Origin of the sequence: Pseudomonas maumuensis (assembly GCF_019139675.1) — a bacterium.
In the GTDB taxonomy this organism is placed as follows: Bacteria; Pseudomonadota; Gammaproteobacteria; order Pseudomonadales; family Pseudomonadaceae; genus Aquipseudomonas; species Aquipseudomonas maumuensis.
On record NZ_CP077077.1, the window covers coordinates 1,573,126 to 1,594,251 of the forward strand.

Consider the following 21,126-nt stretch of genomic DNA (forward strand, 5'->3'; position numbering starts at 1 on the left):
CTTGACTCACGAGACCTGACATGGACGTCCGCCTGTTTGCCTTCCTGGCCCGCCAACGCTCGGCCGTAATTCAGCCCCGTGAGCACTTCTGCGGCCTGCCCAAGCGCGGCCTGGCGCTGCTGCTGGCCAACGCCATGTTCTGGCAGCCGCTGTGGGCACAGGCCGCCGAAGGCGTGGTGGTCAGCGGGCCGGGCACCAGCCTCGGCCAGGCGGGCAACGGCGTGCCCATCGTCAACATCGCTGCGCCCAACGGCAGCGGCCTGTCGCACAACCAGTTCAGCGACTACAACGTCGGCCAGCAGGGGCTGATCCTCAACAACGCCACCGACCGTACCCAGGCCACCCAGCTGGGCGGGATCATCCTCGGTAACCCGAACCTGCGGGGGACGGCGGCCAACGTCATCCTCAACGAGGTCAACGGCGCCAACGCCAGCCAGCTGCGCGGCTATACCGAAGTGGCCGGGCGCGGGGCGCATGTCATCGTCGCCAACCCCCACGGCATCACCTGCGATGGCTGCGGCTTCATCAACACGCCACAGGCCACGCTCAGTACCGGCAAGCCGGTGCTCGAGAACGGCCAACTGAGCCGTTACCAGGTCGACCAGGGCCATATCGCCATCGAAGGGGCGGGGCTCAACGCCAGCAACGTCGACAGCTTTGAACTGATTGCCCGCAGCACGAAGATCAATGCCGAGATCCAGGCGCGCAACCTGGCCATCGTCGCCGGGCGCAACGATGTCGATGCGCGCACCCTGGCGGCCACGGCGCGCCAGGACGACGGCAGCGCGAAGCCGAGCCTGGCCATCGACTCCAGCGCGTTGGGCGGCATGTATGCCGGCGCGGTCAGGCTGGTGGGCACCGAGGCCGGGGTCGGCGTACGCCTGGACGGGCGGATGATCGCCAGCGGCGGCGATATACAGCTCGAGGCCAACGGCCAGTTGCGCATGGCCCAGGCCAGCGCCACCGGCGATGTACGCCTGCAGGCAGCGGCTATCGATGCGCAGGGCCCGGTGCATGCCGGCCAGCAATTGCAGCTGGACAGCCGCGGCGAGCTGGTTAACCGCCAGGGGCTGACTGCCGGGGGCCAGGTACAGTTGAACGCTGGCGGCCAACTGAGCAACCTTGGCGGTATCCAGGCGGGTATCAACATCGATGGCGAGCGCGTGGCCGATGCCGACCTGAAGATCAGCGCCGGTGCCGTGGACAACCGCAACCAGCGCCTGATCGCCAGCGGCGACCTTGCGCTCTCCACCGGCACCCGCCTGGACAACCAGGGCGGCAGCCTCAGTGCCGGGCGCGACCTCAGCGTCAACGCCACGACCCTGGACAACCGCCAGCAGGGCAAAGTGCTCGCCGACGGGCGCATGACCCTCACCGGTGGCCAGTTGCTCAACGGCGACCGTGGCCAGATCACCAGCCAGGGTGCGCTGAACGCCACCTGGGCCCATCTGGACAACCAGGCCGGCGAACTGTCCAGCCTCGATACCCTGGCCCTGAACCTCGGCAGCCTGGACAACCGCACTGGCAAGGTCCTGGCCAATCGCGGCATCACCGTCACCAGCCAGGGCCTGGTCGACAACCGCACCGGGCGGATCGCCAGCCAGGCCACCCTCGACCTGACCGCCCAGGCCCTGAACAACGGCCAGGGCGGCCATATCAGCGGCAACCAGGCTGTCAGTGTCAACGTGGCCCGGCTCGACCAGCACGGCGGCCACCTGAGCAGCGTCACCGCGCTGACCCTGGACCTGAACCATGGCCGGCTGGACAACCGCGACGGCAAGATCGCCGCCAACCAGCTACAGCTGCGGCAGATGGCCGATATCGACAACCAGCGCGGCGAGATCTTCGGCAAGGGCGCCTTCACCCTGGCTGGCCGCAGCCTCGACAACACGGGCGGCAAGTTCTACAGCGAACAGGGCCTGACCGTGCGCCTCGACCAGTTGCTCGACAACCTCGATGGCCTGGTGTCGGCTGATGGCCTGGATATCCGGGCCCTGACCCTGAACAACCAGGGCGGCGTGGTCACCAGCAAGTCGGGCCTGGCATTGGTCACGGGCGCAGCCATCGACAACCGCCACGGCGAGATTTCCAGCACCGGCCTCGGCCAGGTAACGGCAGGTAGCCTCGACAACCGTGAAGGTACGATCACTGGTGGGGCGCTGGCGCTGACGGTCGCTCAGGCCCTGGACAATCGCCAAGGCGTGCTGGCTGCCGACAAGGCGCTGACGTTGAACGCCGCCAGCCTCGACAACCGCGAGCAAGGCAAGCTGCTCAGCGACGGCACGCTCACCGCCAAGGTCACCGGGCTGCTGGACAACCAGGCCAAGGGTCTGCTCAACGGCGTGGGCGCTACGCGCATTGAAGCAGGGCAGTTGGACAACCGCGGTGGCCGCCTGGTGGGCAAGGACCTGTTGACCCTGCAGGGCCAGCGTTGGGACAACCGCGGCGGCAAGATCGAGGCCGACGGCGCACTGACACTGACCATCGACCACCTCGACAACCGCGACCAGGGCCTGGTCAGCGGCCAGGCCTGGGCCCGTTTCAGCGGCAGCGAGCTGTTCAATCAGCTCGGCATCTTTGGCGCCAAGGGCAACCTCGGCCTGGTCGCCACGCACCTGGACAACAGTGGCGGCAGTCTGACCAGCGGCGGCGATCTCGATGGCCAGGTCACGCGCCTGGAGCAGCTGGGCGGCAAGCTGTCCGCCGACGGCACGTTGACCCTCAAGGGCAACACACTGGTCAACCGCCAGGGCGCCGTGGTCGGCGCCGGGCAGGGTATGCGCCTGACCGTGGCCAGCGTCGACAACCGCGGCGGCGAATTGTCCGCGGCCAAGGCGCTCAGCCTCACCGGGCAGCGCCTGGACAACACCGGTGGTCAGGTCCTGGCCGACACCGACCTGGCGCTGACGGTGGCCGAGGTCATCAACCAGGCCCAGGGCCTGTTGCGCGGCAAGGGCCAACTGACCCTCGACGGCCAGACCCTGGACAACCGCGCCGGGCGTGTTTCCGCCGGGCAGGGCGCACGCCTGCGCCTGGAGCAGGCGCTGGACAACGGCAAGGGCCTGCTGACCAGCGAAGGCGACCTCGACATCGGCGCCGCCAGCCTGGACAACAGCGACGCCGAACTGAGCAGCGCCGGCAAACTGACCCTGGCCACCACCGGCAAGGTCGACAACCAGCGCGGCTCGATCACCGCCGACGGCGCCCTCGACCTGCGCAGTGCCAGCCTCGACAACCGGGCCGGCGAGGTCGGCGCCCAGGGGGCCATCGACATCGTCACCGGCACCCTCGACAACCGTGACAGCGGCCATGTGGTCGGCAACGACCGCATGACCCTCAAGGCCGGCCAGGTCAACAACGCGGGCAGCGACAGCCGCATCGACAGCGATGGCGCCATGCAACTGACCGCCAGCGGTCTTGACCAGCAGGCCGGACGCCTGCTGAGCAAGGCCTCGATCACCCTCGACCTGGGCCAGGGCGCGCTGGTCAACCACGGCCTGATCAAGGCCCCGGTGCTGGTACTGCACAACCTCGGCCGCGTCGACAACCAGAACGGCGAAATCACCAGCCCGCAAGGCTTCACCCTGGCGGCCAATACCCTGGACAACCGCCAGGGCAAGCTGCTCAGCGAGCAGGCCTTGACGGTGCGTATCGCCCAGGCGCTGGACAACACCAAGGGCCTGGTCTCGGCCAAGGGCCTGGACCTGCATGCCGCCAGCCTCGACAACCGCGAGGGCACCGTCAGCAGCCGCGCCGGCCTGGTGCTGACCGTCGACGGTCGCCTGGACAACCGACAGGGCACCCTGGTGGGCGACACCGCTCTCAACCTTGTTGCCGGGACGCTGGACAACAGCAAGGGCAAGGTCTCGGGCAAAGGCCAGGGCGAGGTCCAGGCCGACACCCTGCTCAACAACGCCGGTTCGCTGATCAGCCTCGAGCAACTGCGGATCAAGGGCGCTGAGCTGGACAACCGCGAGGCGGGCCTGCTCGGCAGCAATGGCGCGCTGACCCTGGAGGTCGACCGCATCGACAACCGTGGCGGCGAGATCACCGGCAAGGCCGCTGTCGCGGTCACCGGCACCTCGCTGGACAACAGCGACGGCGGCCTGCTGGTGGCCGGCACCGGCATGACCCTGGCGTTGCAATCGCTGCTCAACCGCAACAAGGCGCGCCTCGAGGCCCAGACCGGCCTGACCCTGACCGGGCTGACCCTGGACAACGACGGTGGCCGCCTGACCAGCCAGCGCGACATGACCCTGACCTTGACCGGCGCGGCGCTCAACCGCCTCGGCCTGATCAGCGCCGAGGGCCAGCTGGTGCTGGCCGCGCACAGCCTGGACAACAGCACCGGCAAACTGGACAGCGCCGGCAGCCTGAAACTGACCACGGGCGGCGCGCTGCTCAACCAGGGCGGCGAGCTGCTCGGCGACAGCGACATCACCCTGGCCAGCGCCAGCCTGGACAACACCGACAAGGGTGTTATTGCCAGCAAGGGCGCGCAAGCCATCACCACCGGCCACCTGGACAACAGCCGCCAGGGCAGCATCAGCAGCAATCGCACCCTCGACGTGCATGCCGGCCAGCTCGACAACCGCGACGGTGGCCGCGTGGGCAGCCGCGAAGCACTCACCGCCACGGTCACCGGCCTCGACCAGCAGGGCGGCAAGCTGTTCAGCGATACCTCGGTGAAGCTCGACCTGGGCCACGGCCACCTGGACAACCGTGGCGGCCTGATCAATGCGCCGTCGCTGCAGCTGGACAACCTCAAGACCGTGGCCAACCAGGGCGGCGAGATGTCCAGCGCCCAGGCCTTCACCGTCGCTGCCGAGCAACTGGACAACGGCAACGGCCGCCTGCTCAGCGACCAGCGCCTGCTGCTGCGGGTCAGCCAGCGCCTGGACAACCTCAAGGGCCTGATCGGCGGCCAGTCGCTGGAGATTCATGCCGGCGCGCTGAGCAACCGCGACGGCGGCCGCATCGAAGCCAAGGACGCGCTCGCCCTCACCAGCAAGGGCCTGGACAATCACGCCGGCAAGTTGCTCGGTAGCAGCCTCGCGCTGGACCTGGGTGGCGCCGACCTGGACAACGGCGCCGGCCTGATCACCACCGCCGGGCCGCTGACCCTGGTCAACCTGGCCAAACTGAACAACCAGGGCGGCGAGATTTCCACCGCCCAGGCCCTGCAGCTGGACGTCAGCGAGCTGGACAACCGTGACGGCAAGCTGATCAGCGAACAGACGCTGGCCATCACCAGCGGCGCCATCGACAACCGCAACGGCCTGGTCTCGGGCTGGCAGGGCCTGAGCGTGACCGGCCAAAGCCTGGACAACCGCCAGCAGGGCACCCTGTCGAGCCGCTCGGGCGCCGTGCAGGCGAGCGTGACCGGCGCGCTGCGCAACAGCGACGGCGGCGCGCTGGTCGCCCAGCAACGCCTGGACGTCAAGGCCGCCAGCCTGGACAACAGCGCCAAGGGCATCCTCTCCAGCGGCGGCGGCCAGCAGCTGACCATCACGGCAGCACTGGACAACCAGGACGGTGGCCTGATCGATGCCGGGGAAAAACTGCTCATCAGCAGCGGCTCCTTCGACAACCACGGCGGCCGCGTGGCCACCCGCCAGGACCTGGGCCTGACCGCCGCGAGCCTGAACAACAACGACGGCAGCCTCGCCGCCCAGGGCACCCTGACCCTCGACCTGCTCGGCGAGCTGCTCAACCGCCAGGGCAAGCTGTTCGCCGGCAAGGATCTGCTGATCCAGCGTGCCGGCCTGGTGGACAACCAAGCTGGCCAGATCGCTAGCCAGGGCCTGCTCAAGGTGCTGGCCGCCAGCCTCGACAACAGCCAGCGCGGCACCTTGGCCGCCACAGGTTTGCTCACGCTCGACAGCCGCGGCGCGCTCAACAACTCAGGCGATGGCCTGATCTACAGCCAGCAGGGCGACATAAGCCTGCAGGCGGCCAGCCTGAACAACGCCAAAGGCAGCGTGCAGGCCAAGGGCGCGATCAGCGTGCAGGCCACCGGCCTGCTCGACAACCAGGGCGGCAAGCTGATCGCCCAGGATGGCGCGCTGACCGTGAACGCCGACACCCTCGACAACCGCGGCGGCATCCTCGCCAGCCTCAAGCAGGCGCTGGGCGTGCGCACCACCGGCGTGCTGCGCAATGGCAGCGATGCCGCTGGCCAGCGCGGCATTCTGCAGGCGCTGAGCTTGGACGTGCAGAGCGCCAGCCTCGACAACCACGGCGGACGCATCGCCGCGCTGGGCGGTGATGCGCTGATCCGTACCGGGCAGCTGGACAACCGCGATGGCGGCATCTCCGCCAGTGGCCTGCTCAAAGTCACTGGCGCCAGCTTGCTCAACGGCGGCGATGCGCGCGGCGAGATGGTCGGCCAGCGTATCGAACTGGGGCTGAGCGGGGCGCTGGACAACCGCGGCGGCATTATCGAAAGCGCCAGCACCCTGGCCATCACGGCGGCCAGCCTGGACAACCAGGGCGGGCAATTGCGTGCCGTGGGCACCAGCGGCAAGAGCCAGTTCGCCATTGGCGGGCTGTTCGACAACCGCAACGGTCAAGTGGAGATCGGCAACAGTGACCTGACCCTTGGCGCCGGCCTGCTGCAGAACGTCGGTGGCAAGGTGCTGCACGTGGGCAAGGGCGTGTTCGACATCGACACCGCCAACCTCACCCGCGCCGGCGGCAGCCTCAGCACCCGTGGTGGCCTGACCCTGACCGCCGACAGCTGGACCAACGGCAGCGTGATCCAGGCCGGGCGTCTGACCGTCAACGTCAACAACCTCACCCAGACCGCCGGCGGCCAGTTGCTGGCGGTCGACAGCCTGGTGGGCAACGGCGGCAACTGGAGCAACGATGGCCTGATCGCCAGTGATGGCGCGCTCAGCCTCAACCTGGGGGGCACCTACAGTAGCGCCAGTGGACGGGTCAACAGCCTGGGCACGCTGGGGGTCAGCGCGGCGCAGATGAACCTGGGCAGCAACGCCAGCATCACGGGCGTGGGCAACACCTCGGTCAATGTGGCGGGCCTGCTCGGCAACCAGGGGCGACTGAGTTCGGCGGGCGATCTGCTGGTCAATGCCGGTAGCCTGAACAACCTGGGCACCCTGGGAGGCAACCAGCTGGTGCGCGTGACCACCGGCAATCTGCGCAATGAGCGCGGGCTGCTGTTCAGCGGCGGGGACATGCAGCTGTATACCGGTAGCCTGACCAACTTCTACGGCGACGTTTACAGCCTGGCTGGGCTGACGGTGGCGCGGGATGGCGCGGGTAACAGGGCTACCCTGCTGGAGAACATTTCCGGCAGTCTGGAAAGTGCCGCAGACATGTCCTTGCGCGCTGCGACGATCGATAACAGGAAGGAGTTCATCAAGACTACCGACCGTTTGATCTCGGGTGCGATCGGCCTGCGCTCCACCGGACGTGCCTCAGGCCACTACGTCCTGCAGGAGTCTTATGAGACCAAGCTCGAAATCGATACGCCCGCCTCGATGATTGCAGCGGGTGGGCATCTGCAAATGCAGGGGCAAACGCTCACCAACTCAAACTCGGTCATGTCGGCGCGCGGTGATCTGATCGCTGATTTCGCTACCTTCAACAACGTCGGGACGAGCTTCGGTTCGTTCAAGACGCTCAAATCGTTCAACGTAAGCGTTGGCGGGCGGGACTGGCTCGCTGCGGCTGCCCAGTACAACGCCGCGAATGATCCCGGCTATTCCATGACCACCCTGAATTCCCGATGGGCCCGCGGGCCCGTGGCCAACTTCAGGCACTGGGATGCCGGATGGAATGAGTCTGTTGCCGTTCCGAGAATTTCCGGTTCGCCTCAAGCCTACGAAGAGAGCTTCAGCCTGGGTTGGATCAATAGCTGGGGCTGGCGACACGGCGTGAGCTTTCTGAACGTTGCTCCGGCTTACAGTGCCGGCGGCACTCGCGTTGCGCTGCCGGCGCAGGTACAGAACTTCTTTGATACGCGTACCGTTGCCTTGCCTGGGCAGGCTGGCGTGATCAACGCGGTCGTGCAAGCGGGTGGCCGCGTGCAGATCAATGCCACGCAGAACCTGACCAACAGCGTCATCCAACAGAGCCAGGCCATCGGTAGCCCGGTAGCCAAGCCTTTCGATCCGGCGCTGCCTGGCGCCACGGGCACTGCTCTGGTTTCGCTGCATGCGCAGTTGCCTCCCGATCTCGCTCGCCAGCAGGTCAATCCGTTGACGTTAGGCAGCTTTACGTTGCCTACCGGACAGAATGGATTGTTCCGACTGAGCGGGGCGAGCGGCAACTCGGCAATGGCTTCGTCCCCAAGCTGGACGTTTGCGACGTCCGCGATTTCCACAAGAGAGCGTGAAGCGCTGACGCCTGTGGTCGGGACAGGAACGTTGCAAGCCGGCGATGCGGTATCCACAAGGATTGCCGATTCCCAGATCGAGCGTGTCGGCCATCAAGCCAGCACCTTGGCCGGGCAAGCCAGCAGCATTGGTGTTCTCGCACCGACTGGTGCATCCGTGGATGTCCAGGTGCCTCAACGTTCCCTCGGTGCCACAGGGCAAGCGCTGAGCGTTACCAGCAACTTGGGTATCAGCGGCATGCCGCGAGTTCCCGGTCTCACCCCGACGGTAGGCAATCCGTACGTCAGCAAGCCGCACAAGTATCTGATCGAGACCAACCCGGTCCTCACCGAGCTCAAGCAGTTCATGAGTTCCGACTACCTGCTCGGTAATTTGGGTTACGACCCGGACCAGAGCTGGAAGCGCCTGGGCGATGGCCTTTACGAACAGCGCCTGATCCAGCAAGCGGTGGTGGCCCGCACCGGCCAGCAGTTCATCGATGGCCAGACCTCCGGTGAGCAACTGTTCAAGTACCTGATGGACAATGCCATCCGTAGCAAGGATCAGCTCCAGCTAAGTCTGGGGGTGGGCCTGACGGCTTCCCAGGTGGCGGCGCTGACCCATGACATCGTGTGGATGGAAAAACACCAGGTCAACGGCGAGGAAGTCCTGGTTCCGGTGCTTTACCTGGCCCAGGCCAATAACCGCCTGGCGCCCAACGGAGCGCTGATCGCCGGCCAGGACGTGCAACTGATCGCCGGCGAGAACCTGACCAACGTCGGGATCCTGCAGGCCAGTCGCAACCTTTCCGCCACCGCCGGCAACAACCTGGTCAACACCGGCCTGATCCAGGCCGGAGAACGCCTGGAACTGCTGGCCGGCAACAACCTGAGCAACAGCGCCGGCGGCATCATCACCGGGCGCGATGTAAGCCTGACCGCGGTCAGCGGCGACATCATCAACCAGCGCGACCAAGTGCGCCATACGATGTCCTATGGGGGTGTGACCAACCAATGGGATTACCTCGACAATGCCGCGCGTATCGAGGCGTCCAATGGCCTGGCCCTGAAAGCCGGTCAGGACATCAAGAACATCGGCGGCGTGATCAAGAGCGAGGGAGACCTGTCGCTCAATGCTGGACGCGACGTGAGCCTGTTGGCGGTCGAGCAGCGCGAGGGGTTCTATAGCGGATCTCAGCGTAGCAGCACCGTGCAGCAACACGGCGCTACCCTTGAAGCCGGTCGCGACCTGAGCATTGGCGCAGGTCGCGATCTCACCGCCGTGGCCAGCCAGATCGACGCGGGCCGCAACCTCACCCTGGCTGCGGGCGAAGACCTGAACCTGAGCTCCGCCGCCAACGAAGCCCACAGTTTCAGCCGCAGCAAGAAGGTCACCCAGTCCCAAGACCAGGTCACCCAGGTCTCGACCACGCTCAAGGCCGGTGGCGACGTCTCACTGTCCGCAGGCCAGGACATGGCCATCGTCGCCAGCCAGGTCAAGGGCAAGGGCGATGTCGACATCGACGCCGAGCGCGACCTGACCATCGCCTCCGACCAGAACGAAAGTGCTTCGTACTACCTGAAGAAGAGCAAGGGTTCGTTCGGTCGCAGCAGCTCGACGCAAAAAGAGAGCTACCACAGCACCAACGTCGCCTCGGTGATCGAGGCCGGTGGCGACCTTACGGTCAACGTAAGCAAGAAGGCCGATGGTGGCATCTCCATTGACGGTGGCCGCGATGTCTCGGTGATCGGCAGCCGGCTCAAGGCTGGCGGCGATGTCATGGTCGGGGCCACCGGCGATGTGGCGGTGTTGTCCGGTGTCGAGGAGCACGGCGAGTACAGCAAGAAGACCAAGTCCGGCTTCCTTGGCTTGTCGAAGAGCGGCAAGAGCCAGTTGCAGACCCGCGCCACGCAGGTGGGCAGCGAGCTCGATGCCGGCAACGACATTGTTCTGGCTGCAGGCAGCGACCTGCGTTTGCGGGCCAGCGAGGCGAACGCCGGCAACGATGTCGAACTGCGCGCAGGCTTGGTGGACAAGGAGGGCGACATCAACCTGGTGTCGGCCAATGACACTGCCTATAGCCGCTCGGAGGAATTCAAGAAGAAGTTCAAGCTGTCGCTTTCTCCCGACATCATCCTGAACCCGGCGGCATTGATGATGCCGATCGCACCGGGCACGGTCCTGCCGTCTGTGTCGATCGGCTCGGCCAAGGCTTCAGGGCAGGAGGCTCGCAGCAGCACCAGTGTCGGCAGTCAGGTGAGCGGTGAGCGTGACGCCACCCTGCAGGCAGCTCGCGATATCAACGTGTTGGGCAGCGGTGTCAGTGCCGGGCGCAACGTCAGCCTCAACGCCGGGCGTGATGTCAATGTCAGCGCCGCACAGAACCAGAGCGACAACTCGCACTGGTCGAGCTCGAGCAAGACGGGCCTGCGTTTCGACAGTGACGACAACGGCATGAACTTCTTCGCCGGTGTCGAAAAGGAGAAGGCCAAGGACCGTTTGCGTGAGCAACTGAGCGCAGGTAGCCGCATCCAGGCCGGACAGGATCTGGATGTCAAAGCCGGACGCGACATCAACCAAACGGGCTCCGACCTGGTGGCTGGTCATGACATCAGCCTGGACGCTGGTCGCGATATCAACATCGACGCGGGGCGCGAAACCCGTATTCAGGAACAGGAGCGTGAGTACGAATCGCACGGTATCAGTGGCTCGGTCAACCATAACGTGGGCAAGACCAAGGACGCGCTGAGCAACACCGGCAAGGGCGAGAATGGGGTGAGCAAGGGCTCCAGCACCCTGCAGACCCTGGATGCGATCGGTCAGTTCTTCGCCGGCCCGACCGGTGACGGCAAGATCGGCAGCAGCAAGCAGACCAGCAGCCAGCAAAGTGTCGACCAGAACAACCGTCCCTCGACGCTGGACGCTGGCAACGATGTGAAACTGCAGGCGGGCAACGACGTAAACATCAAGGGCAGTCAGTTGCAGGCCGGGCGTGACATCGACGTCAAAGGGCGTGACATCAACATCGATGTGGCCAAGGGCAGCAGCAGCCTGGAAAGCAACCAGTCGCAAAGTTGGGGGGGCATCCACGGCGGTACCAGCGGTGGCTTCAAGGTTGGTATCGGTGGCAGCCACGGTACTGCCAGCAACGACAGCCAGCAGGGTACTTCGACGCCAGCGCGGTTGGAGGCCGGGCGCGATGTTCGGCTCGAGTCCGCCAACGATCTGAACATTGTCGGTAGCCAGGTCAAAGGCGGGCGCGATGTCGAGTTGAATGCCGGCAACGACCTGAACATTCGCGCGGCGCAGAACGACAGCCAGCAGGAGCAAAATCGCCGCAGCGGTGGTGGCGAGGTGGGGCTGACCTTCGGCTCGGAGGGTGTTGGGGTATATGCCAGCGTCAATCTGGGCAAGGGGCATCTCGAGCGTGAGGCTCAGCGCCATGAGCAAGCCTATGTCTACGCCGGTGACCAATTGAAGTTCACCAGTGGTAAGGACACCTACATCAAGGGTGCCCAAGTACGTGGTGATGAGGTGATCGGTCGCGTCGGTGGCGACCTCAACGTGGCCTCGGCCATCGACACAGGCGAAGTAAAGGGCAAGGAGTTCGACATCAATGCCACGGTCACCATTGGTCCCGGGGCGGGTATCAGTGGCTCGGTAGGCTATGGCAAGACCACCGGCAAGACCGAGTGGGTCGAAGAGCAGACTCGCATCACCGGTCGTGACAAGGTCGATATCCGCACCGAAAACCACACTCAGCTCGATGGTGCGCTGATCGCCGCCGACAACGGCAATCTCAAGCTTGATACCGGAACCCTTGGATACAGCGATATCGCCGGCAAGGACAAGGAACACGGTTACTACCTGAATGTGGGGGGCAGTTGGAAGAAGGGGTCGGCCAACGCCGAGCAAGACCCTTCCAATGGCAAGGTCACCGAAGGTGCAGGCAACGGGGAGAAGGGATCGAAGAACCAGACCAGTTGGAGTGTCAGTGGCTGGGAGTATGAGAAGGATCGCGAGCAGATTGTCCGCGCTACCGTGGGTGCGGGTGATATCACCGTGCGCAAGGACGCCGAGACAGGGCAGGACTCTACTGTCGGCCTCAACCGTGACCTCGACAAAGCCTATGAGATTACGCGGGACAAGGAGTCGCGTACTGATCTCTACGTGACCGACAGCTCGTTGCACGATGCGCTGAACCCTAAGGAGACGCTGCAGAAGTGGAGCGATGGGCTACTCGACTACGACAAGACGGCCCTGAAGAACTTTGAGCAGGCCAGCACCGGCCTCAATGCTGCACTGAACCGGCTTGAGCGTGTAATGGGGCGGGACATGGCAGCCGGGGTATCAGGTGTTACCAGCCGTGATTTCGCCGAGCAGACGCTGGAGCAGTTGATTCTCAGCGGCAAAAGTCGCAGTGAAGCCATGGCGATGATGGCCGACGAGAAGTTCCAACAGAATGTGCTCAAGCAATTGAGCGATTTCTGGAGCATCAAGCCAGAGGTCGTGGCAGGGGCCAAGCAGGTATTGGAAGAGGCCAATCTCAATGATCCTGCCGGTGCATTGGTACTGGGCAACTCGGATGTTGTGGCCAGGCGCACTTTGTTGCAGGAAAACCTGCGATCGTTGGCAAGTATTGAACGGTTCATGCAGCAGAATGCGGAAGCGGCCCAAGCCGTCGCACTGGTGTTGGCACTGACGCAAGGTCCGAAATCCGTAATCCAGGCCGCAGCCTGGGGCGCCGCCGAGCAAACGCCATTGGGCCAAGAGTTGGCAAGGCGGTTGGACAAATTTCAGGATTATGTCGGTGAGCGTGTCGCCAAATACATGGAAAAAGAGGGTGACGCCGAGGTCCATTTCAATGAGAAGGATGATTACGATCAGTTCTTAATCGGTGGTGGTAAGCTCGTCGCGTCCATCCTTACCGGTGTAGTGACGAACAAAGGCAGTAAGTCACCGAAAAATCCAGTCAAAGAGTTGGAAGTGGATTCTTACAAGGATCTGAAGAGTCGGGAGGTTGTAGGGGATCGATTGGAGCACGATCATATTCCTTCAATGGCCGCTTTGCAGAAGGCCAAGGAGAAGGAACTGGGCCGCCCGCTTACAGATGAAGAGGCGAGGTTGCTCTACAACAATGCCACTGCGATAGAGCTTCCGCGAGAAATCCACGTCGCCGGTCGCACTCATGGTGGCAAAAACACGGCAGCACAGGTGGAGCAAGACGCAGCTGACCTATGTGGTGCTGTATGTCGAGACACTGATGCACTGCGAAAGAATCTGTTGGAGAAGGGTTATCAAGCCGATATCGTAGAAGAAGCAATCAGAAAGATTTTTGAACGAAACCGCCTGACAGGGGTGATTGATTGATGGACTGGATGAAGCTGTTGAGCCTTGTCGGTAAAGACCAAGGGGACAATGACTTTCAGGAGCTTGCTACCGTGCTTGGTGAGCAGCCGCAGGTGAAGGAAACGCCCTTGTCGTATAACGACCCAGAGGGAGGGACTCTTTATCACAAGTACCTCAATAGTGGGTTGGAGCTCGGCTTTCGAGCGCACAGACTCAATCACATCCATATCTACGTGCAGAGCCACGAGGGCTATGCTCCGTTCCAGGGGAGCATTCTCGATCAGAACGCACAAGACTGGGGGCGTGAAGCCCTCATGCAAGCGCTTGGTTCTCCAGATAGTCAGGGGGGGGGCAAGATGGATGGTTTGCTCGGTTATATCCGCCCGTGGGTGCGTTATGAGGGGGCAGGCCCTGCATTGCGTGCAGAGTTTTCGCAAGATGGGCGGTTGTGGAAGTGTTCACTCATGCTCGAGTAGATGTCATTGAACGGAACAGCCATTGGTCAGGCTCTGGAGACAGTTTTAACGTTGAGTCATCCAGGCTGCCATCGCCAAGGCTTGTCCCCCGATAATCGGGATCCATTCTCACTGCCGAGCCTTGCCATGTCGTTCAACACGCAGAGGGGCCGCCCATGAGCGCGGTCCGCAAGAACCCCGACGCTTTTGCTTTCCAGGTCATGCTGGGGCTGTGCCTGATCTGGGGCTGCCAGCAGGTGCTGATCAAATCCGCCGCGGTGGATATCGCACCGGTCATGCAGGCGGCGTTTCGCAATGGCATCGCGGCCGTACTGGTAGGCTTGCTGGTGTGCTTCCGGGGTGGCTGGAGCCAGGTCGGCAGCACCTGGCGCGCCGGGCTGCTGGCCGGTGCGCTGTTCGGGCTGGAGTTCCTGTTCATCGCCGAGGGGCTGAAGCTGACCTCGGCGGCGCATATGTCGGTGTTCCTCTACACCGCGCCGATCTTCACCGCCCTGGGACTGCATTTCATGATGCCCAGCGAGCGACTGCGGCTGTTGCAGTGGCTGGGGATCCTGCTGGCGTTCGGGGGGATTGCCCTGGCCTTCGCGGGCGGTGTTTCCCTGGAGCACCTCGATGGGCGCATGTTGCTGGGCGACGCCCTGGCGATTCTCGCGGGCCTGGCCTGGGGCGCGACCACGGTGGTGGTGCGCGGCTCGCGGTTGTCCGAGGCACCGGCGACCTTGACCCTGTTCTACCAGCTGGCGGTGGGGTTCGTCGGGCTGGTGCTGATCGCCTTGGTGAGCGGGCAGATCGCCGACTTTTCGTTGACCCCGCTGGCGGTGGGCAGCGTGCTGTTCCAGGGGATCGTGGTGTCGTTCGTGAGCTACCTGACCTGGTTCTGGTTGCTGCGTAAGTACCTGGCCTCGAACCTGGCGGTGTTTTCCTTCATCACGCCGCTGTTCGGGGTGACCTTCGGCGTGCTGCTGCTGGACGAGCCGCTGAGCCTGAACTTCGTGATCGGCGCGGTGATGGTGCTGCTCGGGGTGATCATGGTCAGCGCCGAGGCGTGGGTGCGGCAGCAGTTGCGCAAACTGGTGGGATGACAGGGCGCAAGCAAGTGCCGGTCCTTGAGGTATTAGATGCCACAGGACCGGGAAGGCACTTCGCCTAGCCTGCACCTTGCTGGGATAAGTGGGGTCTGGCAGCCATGTCTATTCCCAACGCTTTCATTACAGTCAGGAACGATTTGAGCGTTGGGTTGCCGTGTTCACTGAACGAGCGGTAAAGCTGCTCGCGAGACAGGCCTGTTTCCTTTGCCAGTTCACTCATGCCCCTGGCGCGAGCCACCACGCCCACGGCTTTTGCTACGTAGGCTGCATCCCCTGTCTCCAATGCATCGGTCATGAACTGCGCGATGGTTTCCGGTGAAGTCAGATAGGCGGCGGCGTCGAATTCATGGAACGTTTCAGTCATTTTGCATCCTCCACGACTGCAGGATCTGCCGGGCTGCCTTGATGTCCCGTTGCTGGCTGCTTTTGTCGCCGCCGCAAAGCAGGACGATCAAGGTATCGCCGTATTGGTGAAAATACACCCGATAGCCTGGGCCGTAATGGACTCTCAGCTCACTCATGCCATGGCCGACCGGTGAAACGTCACCCGCTAGCCCTTCCTTGAGTCGGTTGACACGAGCGACGATTCTGGCCCTTGCCGTGGCATCCCGAAGCCCGATCAGCCAATGCCTGAAACTGCTGGATTCGATGGTTTTCATCGAGTGAATGTAGTTTATAAAATACAATGGCAAAGGCTGCAAATGGTTTCGACCTTTTGCAGTCGGGTTTTCCCTGTCAGGCCATTCGGGTTCTTGATGGGCAGCCCTGCAAACTGCGGTTTCCCGTGATGACCAGCACGCCAGCCATGGCCAGCCCTGTCGCTGCCAGCACCAAGGCAGGCTGCAGGCTGGCACTGTAGCGGCTGCTCAACGCCGCCAGCAGCGGCCCACTCAATTGCCCAAGGGCGAAACAAGCGGTCAACATCCCGGCATTGCGCTGCGTGGCATGGGGCGCCAGTTCCCGCGAGCGCTGCATCACCAGTTGCATGCAGGCCAGGAACGGCCCACCGCACAGTAGCACGCCCAATGCCAGGCCGACGCCGCCGCCCAGCAGGCAGGCCAGTACACCCAGCCCTTGCAACCACAAGGTGATGCTCAGCCAGGTCGAGGTGCGGCCTGGGCGGAGCAGGCTGACGATCATCACACCCAGCGCCGAGGCCAGGCCGAAGGCCGGCCAGAACAGGTCGGCCAGCCATTGCCCATGGAGCTGCTGGCTGGCCATCTGCGACAGGAAGGTGGCCGGCAGGATGTAGCCGATCCCGTAGAGCGCGTAGACCAGGCCAAGGCGGCCGATGCCATTGTTGGGGCCGCGGTCGTTGCCAAGGGGCAAGGTGGCGGGTTCGAGCGCTCGCGGCAGCCAGGGCAGCACCGCAAGCAGCATGACCAGTGCGGCAACCCCATAAACCAGCCACAGGGCCGCCGAATCCAGCCCCAACAGGTGCGCAGCCAAGGCCAGCAAGCCTGTCACCGCGATCCCGACACCGGGCCCGGCGAACACCAGTGCGCCGAGGCGCTGGCGGCCATGGGCACTGGCCAGTTGCTGGCTGAGGCTGGCGATCATCACCAGCACCCAGGCGCTGGCCACGCCGGTGCCGAAGCGCAGCAGCAAATGGCTCCAGAACCCGTCGGCCGCCCACGATGCCAGGGTCAGCAATACGCACAGCCACAGCCCGCCATGCAGGCGCAGGCGTACCTGGCGTGGCTGGCGGGCGAACATGGCGTCCAGCGCGCCGAGGAAGTAACCCAGGTAGTTAGCAGCGGCGACCAGGCCGCCGGCGGTCAGGTCGAACTGGCCCTCGGCGATCAGCCGGGGCAGTTGCGGGGTCAGGGCGAAGCGGCCGATGCCCATGGCCATCATCAGCGCCACGGCGCTGGCCAGCAGTTGCACGAAGGGCGACATGGTAAGTCTCCTGCACGAAGGAATGCGATGGATGGCAGGGTAGGGCGCATTGACTTTCAATAAAATTGAATAATGATGATGAAGTTGTTCTGTTTTGGAGAATATCATGGAGTTCAGCCAACTGCGCATCTTCCAGGCCGTGGCCGAGGAGGGCTCGGTTACCCGCGCCGCCGAGCGCTTGCACCGGGTGCCGTCGAACCTGTCGACGCGCCTGCGTCAGCTCGAGGAGCAGCTGGGCGTGGAGTTGTTCCTGCGCGAGCGCCAGCGCTTGCAGCTGTCGCCGGCCGGCAAGGTGCTGCTCGATTACGCCAACCGCCTTTCGAACCTGCGCGACGAAGCGCTCGCGGCGGTACAGGGCGGCCAGCCAGCGGGGGATTTCGTGCTGGGCACCATGTACAGCACCGCGGCCATCCACTTGCCGGCACTGCTGGCGCGTTATCACCAGGCCTATCCAGCCGTGAACCTGCAGGTCCAGGCCGCGCCTAGTGCGGAACTACTCGAAGGCGTGCTCAGCCATCGGCTGGACGCGGCGTTGGTCGACGGCCCGCTCAACCTGGCCGGGCTGGATGGCGTGCCACTGTGCGAGGAAACGCTGGTACTGATCACCAGCCCCGAACACCCGGTGGTGCATAGCGCCAGTGACGTTGCCGGCAAGGCGGTGTTCACCTTCCGCCAGGGCTGCTCGTACCGCATGCGCCTGGAAGCCTGGTATGCCCATGCCCACACCCCCATGGGCCGGGTGATGGAGATCGAGTCCTACCAGAGCATGCTGGCCTGCGTGATCGCCGGGGCCGGGGTGGCACTCATGGCGCAATCGATGCTCGACAGCCTGCCGGGGCGTAACCAGGTGCGCGTACACCGCTTGCAGGCGCCGTTCGATCAGGCGATGACTTGGTTGATGTGGCGCCAGGGCAAACGCGGGGCGAATCTGCAGGCCTGGATCGACTTGCAACAAAGCGAAACGATTGACCGGCCGTCGGAAGCTGCCATCTGCGCTTGATCCGGGTCAAAATCGCCCATATCTGTAAGAGCAGAGGCATGCGCAATACAGGACATAGGTCTATGATCTGTATGACGCATCGCAAGTTTGATTGACCGTGAGGCTGACCCGTCAAGGGGGCAATATGAACGAACGCATGTACAACTGGCTCCATGACCTCGCCGTCGCCTTGGGCCTGCTCCCGCCACCGTTGCAGCCGGTGCCGATCCCGACCGACGAAGAACAGCGCAAGCGCCAGCCGCGTCGGCGCTGACAACAGACAAAAAGGCCGCCGCATCATCGTGATGCGGCGGCCTTTTGCGTTCGTGGGCCGTGTAGTGGGGCGCTTTGCGCCCCTATTGCCGACAAGCCGGCTCCCACAGGGATGGCGCTGAGTCAGGCCAGTTTCACTGCACCTACCGGCTTGCGCGATGCCAGACTGACCACCACGAAGCTCACCAGGCCGATGGCCAGGCTGTAGTAGATCGGCGAATTGGCGTCCAGGCCGTCCTTGAACATGAAGAACAACGCGGTAGCGAAGCCCAGCGTCATGCTGGCGATGGCGCCGGCGGTGGTTGCGCGTTTCCAGAAGATCGCGCCCATCAGCGGGATCAGCATGCCGCCCACCAGCAGGTTGTAGGCCAGGGTCAGGGCGCTGATCACATCGTTCACTGCCAGGGCGATGCCCAGCACCACCAGGCCGGTGAGCAAGGTGAACAGGCGGTTGATGCCCAGGCTCGACTGCTTGCCGCCGCGCAGTTTCGGCAGCAGGTCTTCGGTCAGGGTGGTGGAGGCGGCCAGCAGACCGGCACTGGCGGTGGACATCATCGCGGCCAGGGCAGCGGCCATCAGCAGGCCACGGATACCCTCGGGCAGCTGGCCCTTGATCATCTCGGCGAAAGCGTTGTTCGGGTTGGCCAGGTCCGGCATCAGCACGTGGGCAGCCATGCCGATCAGCGCGCAGGCCAGGCCGTACAGCACGCAGTAGATACCGGCGGTGGTGCCGGCGCGCTGGCAGACCTTCTCGTCACGGGCGGTGAACACGCGCTGCCAGATGTCCTGGCCGATCAGGATGCCGAAGAAGTAGATCAGGAAGTAGGTGATGATGGTGTCCCAGCCGATGGTGGTCCAGCTGAAGCTGGCCGCCGGCAGCTTGGCCACCAGGGCGTCCCAGCCGCCGGCCTTGTACAGGCACACCGGCAGCAGGATGAACATCAGGCCCACGGTCTTGATCACGAACTGGACGATGTCGGTCAGGGTCAGCGACCACATGCCGCCGATGGTCGAGTACACCACCACCACGCCGCCGCCGAACAGCAGGGCCATCCAGAACGGCACGTCGAGCAGTACCTGCAGCACGGTGCCCATGGCCAGGGTCGAGGTCACCGCGATCATCAGCGCGTAGGCGAGCATGATCGCCGCGCTGGCCTGGCGGGCCATCGGGTTGTAGCGGCGCTCCAGCACCTGGGTCACGGTGAAGATCTTCAGGCGCAGCAGCGGCTTGGCCAGGAACAGGTTGAGCGCGATGATCCCCAGGCCCAGGGCGGCGCACAGCCAGAAGCCGGAGATGCCATGCACGTAGCCCAGGCGCACGGTGCCGACGGTGGAGGCGCCGCCGAGCACGGTGGTGGCCATGGTGCCCATGTACAGGGTCGGGCCGAGGTTGCGCCCGGCCACCAGGTAGTCTTCGTGGGTCTTCGCACGCCGCATGCCGTACCAGCCGAGGGCGAGCATGCCGGCGGCATAGATCAGTACAACGATGATGTCCAAGGCCATTGGGGGTCTCCCGATTATCTTTATTATGGCGAGATCGGCCGTCCGGACGGGTTCATGCGCCCGGCGGTCCTGTTGTGTGTGGCGGGCCTCTATGGCCCTCCCGAATGGCTCCTGCCGGGGTCAAACTTTCAGGACGTCTATCACTACCCTGTAGGAGCGGCTTCAGCCGCGAAGCAGGCGCCGCCATATCTGGGCACCCGCTTCGCGGGCGATCGCGGCTGAAGCCGCTCCTACAGGGAAGAGGTCCGCCTTAGCGGCGCACCACGCCCGGCAGCACGCAGAGCATTTCGAACAGCAGGTTGGCACCCAGCAGCGAGGTGTTGCCGGTGGTGTCGTAGGGTGGGGAAACCTCGACCAGGTCGCAGCCGATCAGGTCCAGGCCGTGGCAGCCGCGGATGATCTCCATCGCCTGGATGGTGGTCAAGCCGCCGATCTCCGGGGTGCCGGTGCCGGGCGCCCAGGCCGGGTCGATGCCGTCGATGTCGAACGACAGGTACACCGGGCCGCCACCGACTTTCTCGCGTACTTCGGCCATCAGCGGCGCCAGCGACTTGTGCCAGCACTCTTCGGCCTGTACCACGCGAAAGCCCTGGCGGCGGCTCCAGTTGAAATCGTCGGCGGTGTAGCCCTGGGCGCGCAGGCCGATCTGCACCACGCGGTCGCAATCGAGCAGGCCCTCTTCCACGGCGCGGCGGAAGGTGGTGCCGTGGGCGATCTTCTCGCCGAACATGTGGTCGTTGACGTCGGCGTGGGCATCGATGTGGACCAGGCCGATCTTGCCGTGCTTCTTGTGCAGGGCACGCAGGATCGGCAGGGTGATGGTGTGGTCGCCGCCCAGGGTCAGCGGGATGACATTGTGCTCGACGATCTCGTCGTAGGCCTCTTCGATGATGCGCACGGCGTCGAGCAGGTTGAAGGTGTTGATCGCCACGTCACCGATGTCGGCCACCGACAGCGAGTCGAACGGGGCAGCGCCGGTGGCCATGTTGTAGGGGCGGATCATCACCGACTCGGCGCGGATCTGCCGCGGGCCGAAGCGGGTGCCGGAACGCAGCGAGGTGCCGATGTCCAGCGGCACGCCGATGAACGCGGCGTCCAGGCCTTCGGCGTTTTGCAGGTGGGGCAGGCGAAGCATGGTGGCGATGCCGCCGAAACGCGGCATTTCGTTGCCGCCCAGTGGTTGGTGGAGAATCTTGTCCACGGTGGGCCTCATCAGTCGG

The 21,126-nt window shown here is 64.3% G+C and carries 10 protein-coding genes; 5 read left to right on the plus strand and 5 right to left on the minus strand.

Going from position 1 to position 21,126, the window contains the following annotated elements; genetic code table 11:
* Positions 1-20 precede the first annotated feature (20 nt).
* The 3 genes from KSS90_RS07335 (at position 21) to KSS90_RS07345 (ending at position 15,246) form a co-directional block, all read left to right on the plus strand.
* The gene (locus KSS90_RS07335) at positions 21-13,709 is read left to right on the plus strand and encodes a hemagglutinin repeat-containing protein (protein WP_217868816.1); all 13,689 of its coding nucleotides are present in this window, start codon (positions 21-23) and stop codon (positions 13,707-13,709) included.
* On the plus strand, positions 13,709-14,164 hold the full coding sequence (locus tag KSS90_RS07340; RefSeq protein ID WP_217868817.1) for a DUF6392 family protein: 456 nt from the start codon (positions 13,709-13,711) through the stop codon (positions 14,162-14,164). Before KSS90_RS07335 ends, KSS90_RS07340 begins: the two co-directional genes overlap by 1 nt.
* A gap of 155 nt (positions 14,165-14,319) precedes the next feature.
* Positions 14,320-15,246 carry a DMT family transporter gene (locus tag KSS90_RS07345; RefSeq protein ID WP_217868818.1) on the plus strand — a complete coding sequence of 309 codons (927 nt, stop codon included), beginning with the start codon at positions 14,320-14,322 and terminating at the stop codon, positions 15,244-15,246.
* Positions 15,247-15,310: 64 nt separating this feature from the next.
* On the opposite strand, the gene KSS90_RS07350 is transcribed toward KSS90_RS07345, so the two are convergent.
* The 3 genes from KSS90_RS07350 to KSS90_RS07360 all read right to left on the minus strand — a co-directional run bounded on the left by KSS90_RS07350 (position 15,311) and on the right by KSS90_RS07360 (position 17,151).
* Positions 15,311-15,616, minus strand: a complete 306-nt coding sequence (locus tag KSS90_RS07350; RefSeq protein ID WP_217868819.1) for an addiction module antidote protein — start codon at positions 15,614-15,616, stop codon at positions 15,311-15,313.
* The gene (locus KSS90_RS07355; RefSeq protein ID WP_217868820.1) at positions 15,609-15,911 is read right to left on the minus strand and encodes a type II toxin-antitoxin system RelE/ParE family toxin; all 303 of its coding nucleotides are present in this window, start codon (positions 15,909-15,911) and stop codon (positions 15,609-15,611) included. The genes KSS90_RS07350 and KSS90_RS07355 overlap by 8 nt, the downstream gene beginning before the upstream one ends.
* A gap of 76 nt (positions 15,912-15,987) precedes the next feature.
* Positions 15,988-17,151 carry an MFS transporter gene (locus KSS90_RS07360; protein ID WP_217868822.1) on the minus strand — a complete coding sequence of 388 codons (1,164 nt, stop codon included), beginning with the start codon at positions 17,149-17,151 and terminating at the stop codon, positions 15,988-15,990.
* Between the two features lie 106 nt (positions 17,152-17,257).
* Between KSS90_RS07360 and ptrR the strand changes: the two genes are divergently transcribed.
* Positions 17,258-18,151 (plus strand): putrescine utilization regulator PtrR, encoded by an 894-nt coding sequence (ptrR, locus tag KSS90_RS07365; RefSeq protein WP_217868823.1) that lies wholly within the window; start codon positions 17,258-17,260, stop codon positions 18,149-18,151.
* 124 nt (positions 18,152-18,275) lie between these two features.
* On the plus strand, positions 18,276-18,404 hold the full coding sequence (locus KSS90_RS25665) for a PA1414 family protein (RefSeq protein WP_256206021.1): 129 nt from the start codon (positions 18,276-18,278) through the stop codon (positions 18,402-18,404).
* 122 nt (positions 18,405-18,526) lie between these two features.
* Here the strand turns inward: KSS90_RS25665 and KSS90_RS07370 are convergent, their stop codons facing one another.
* Together KSS90_RS07370 and speB are read right to left on the minus strand one after the other, a co-directional pair.
* Positions 18,527-19,906, minus strand: coding sequence for a sodium:solute symporter family protein (locus tag KSS90_RS07370; protein ID WP_217868824.1), 1,380 nt, complete (start codon positions 19,904-19,906; stop codon positions 18,527-18,529).
* 250 nt (positions 19,907-20,156) lie between these two features.
* The gene (gene speB / locus KSS90_RS07375) at positions 20,157-21,107 is read right to left on the minus strand and encodes an agmatinase (RefSeq protein WP_217868825.1); all 951 of its coding nucleotides are present in this window, start codon (positions 21,105-21,107) and stop codon (positions 20,157-20,159) included.
* Between the last annotated feature and the right edge of the window lie 19 nt (positions 21,108-21,126).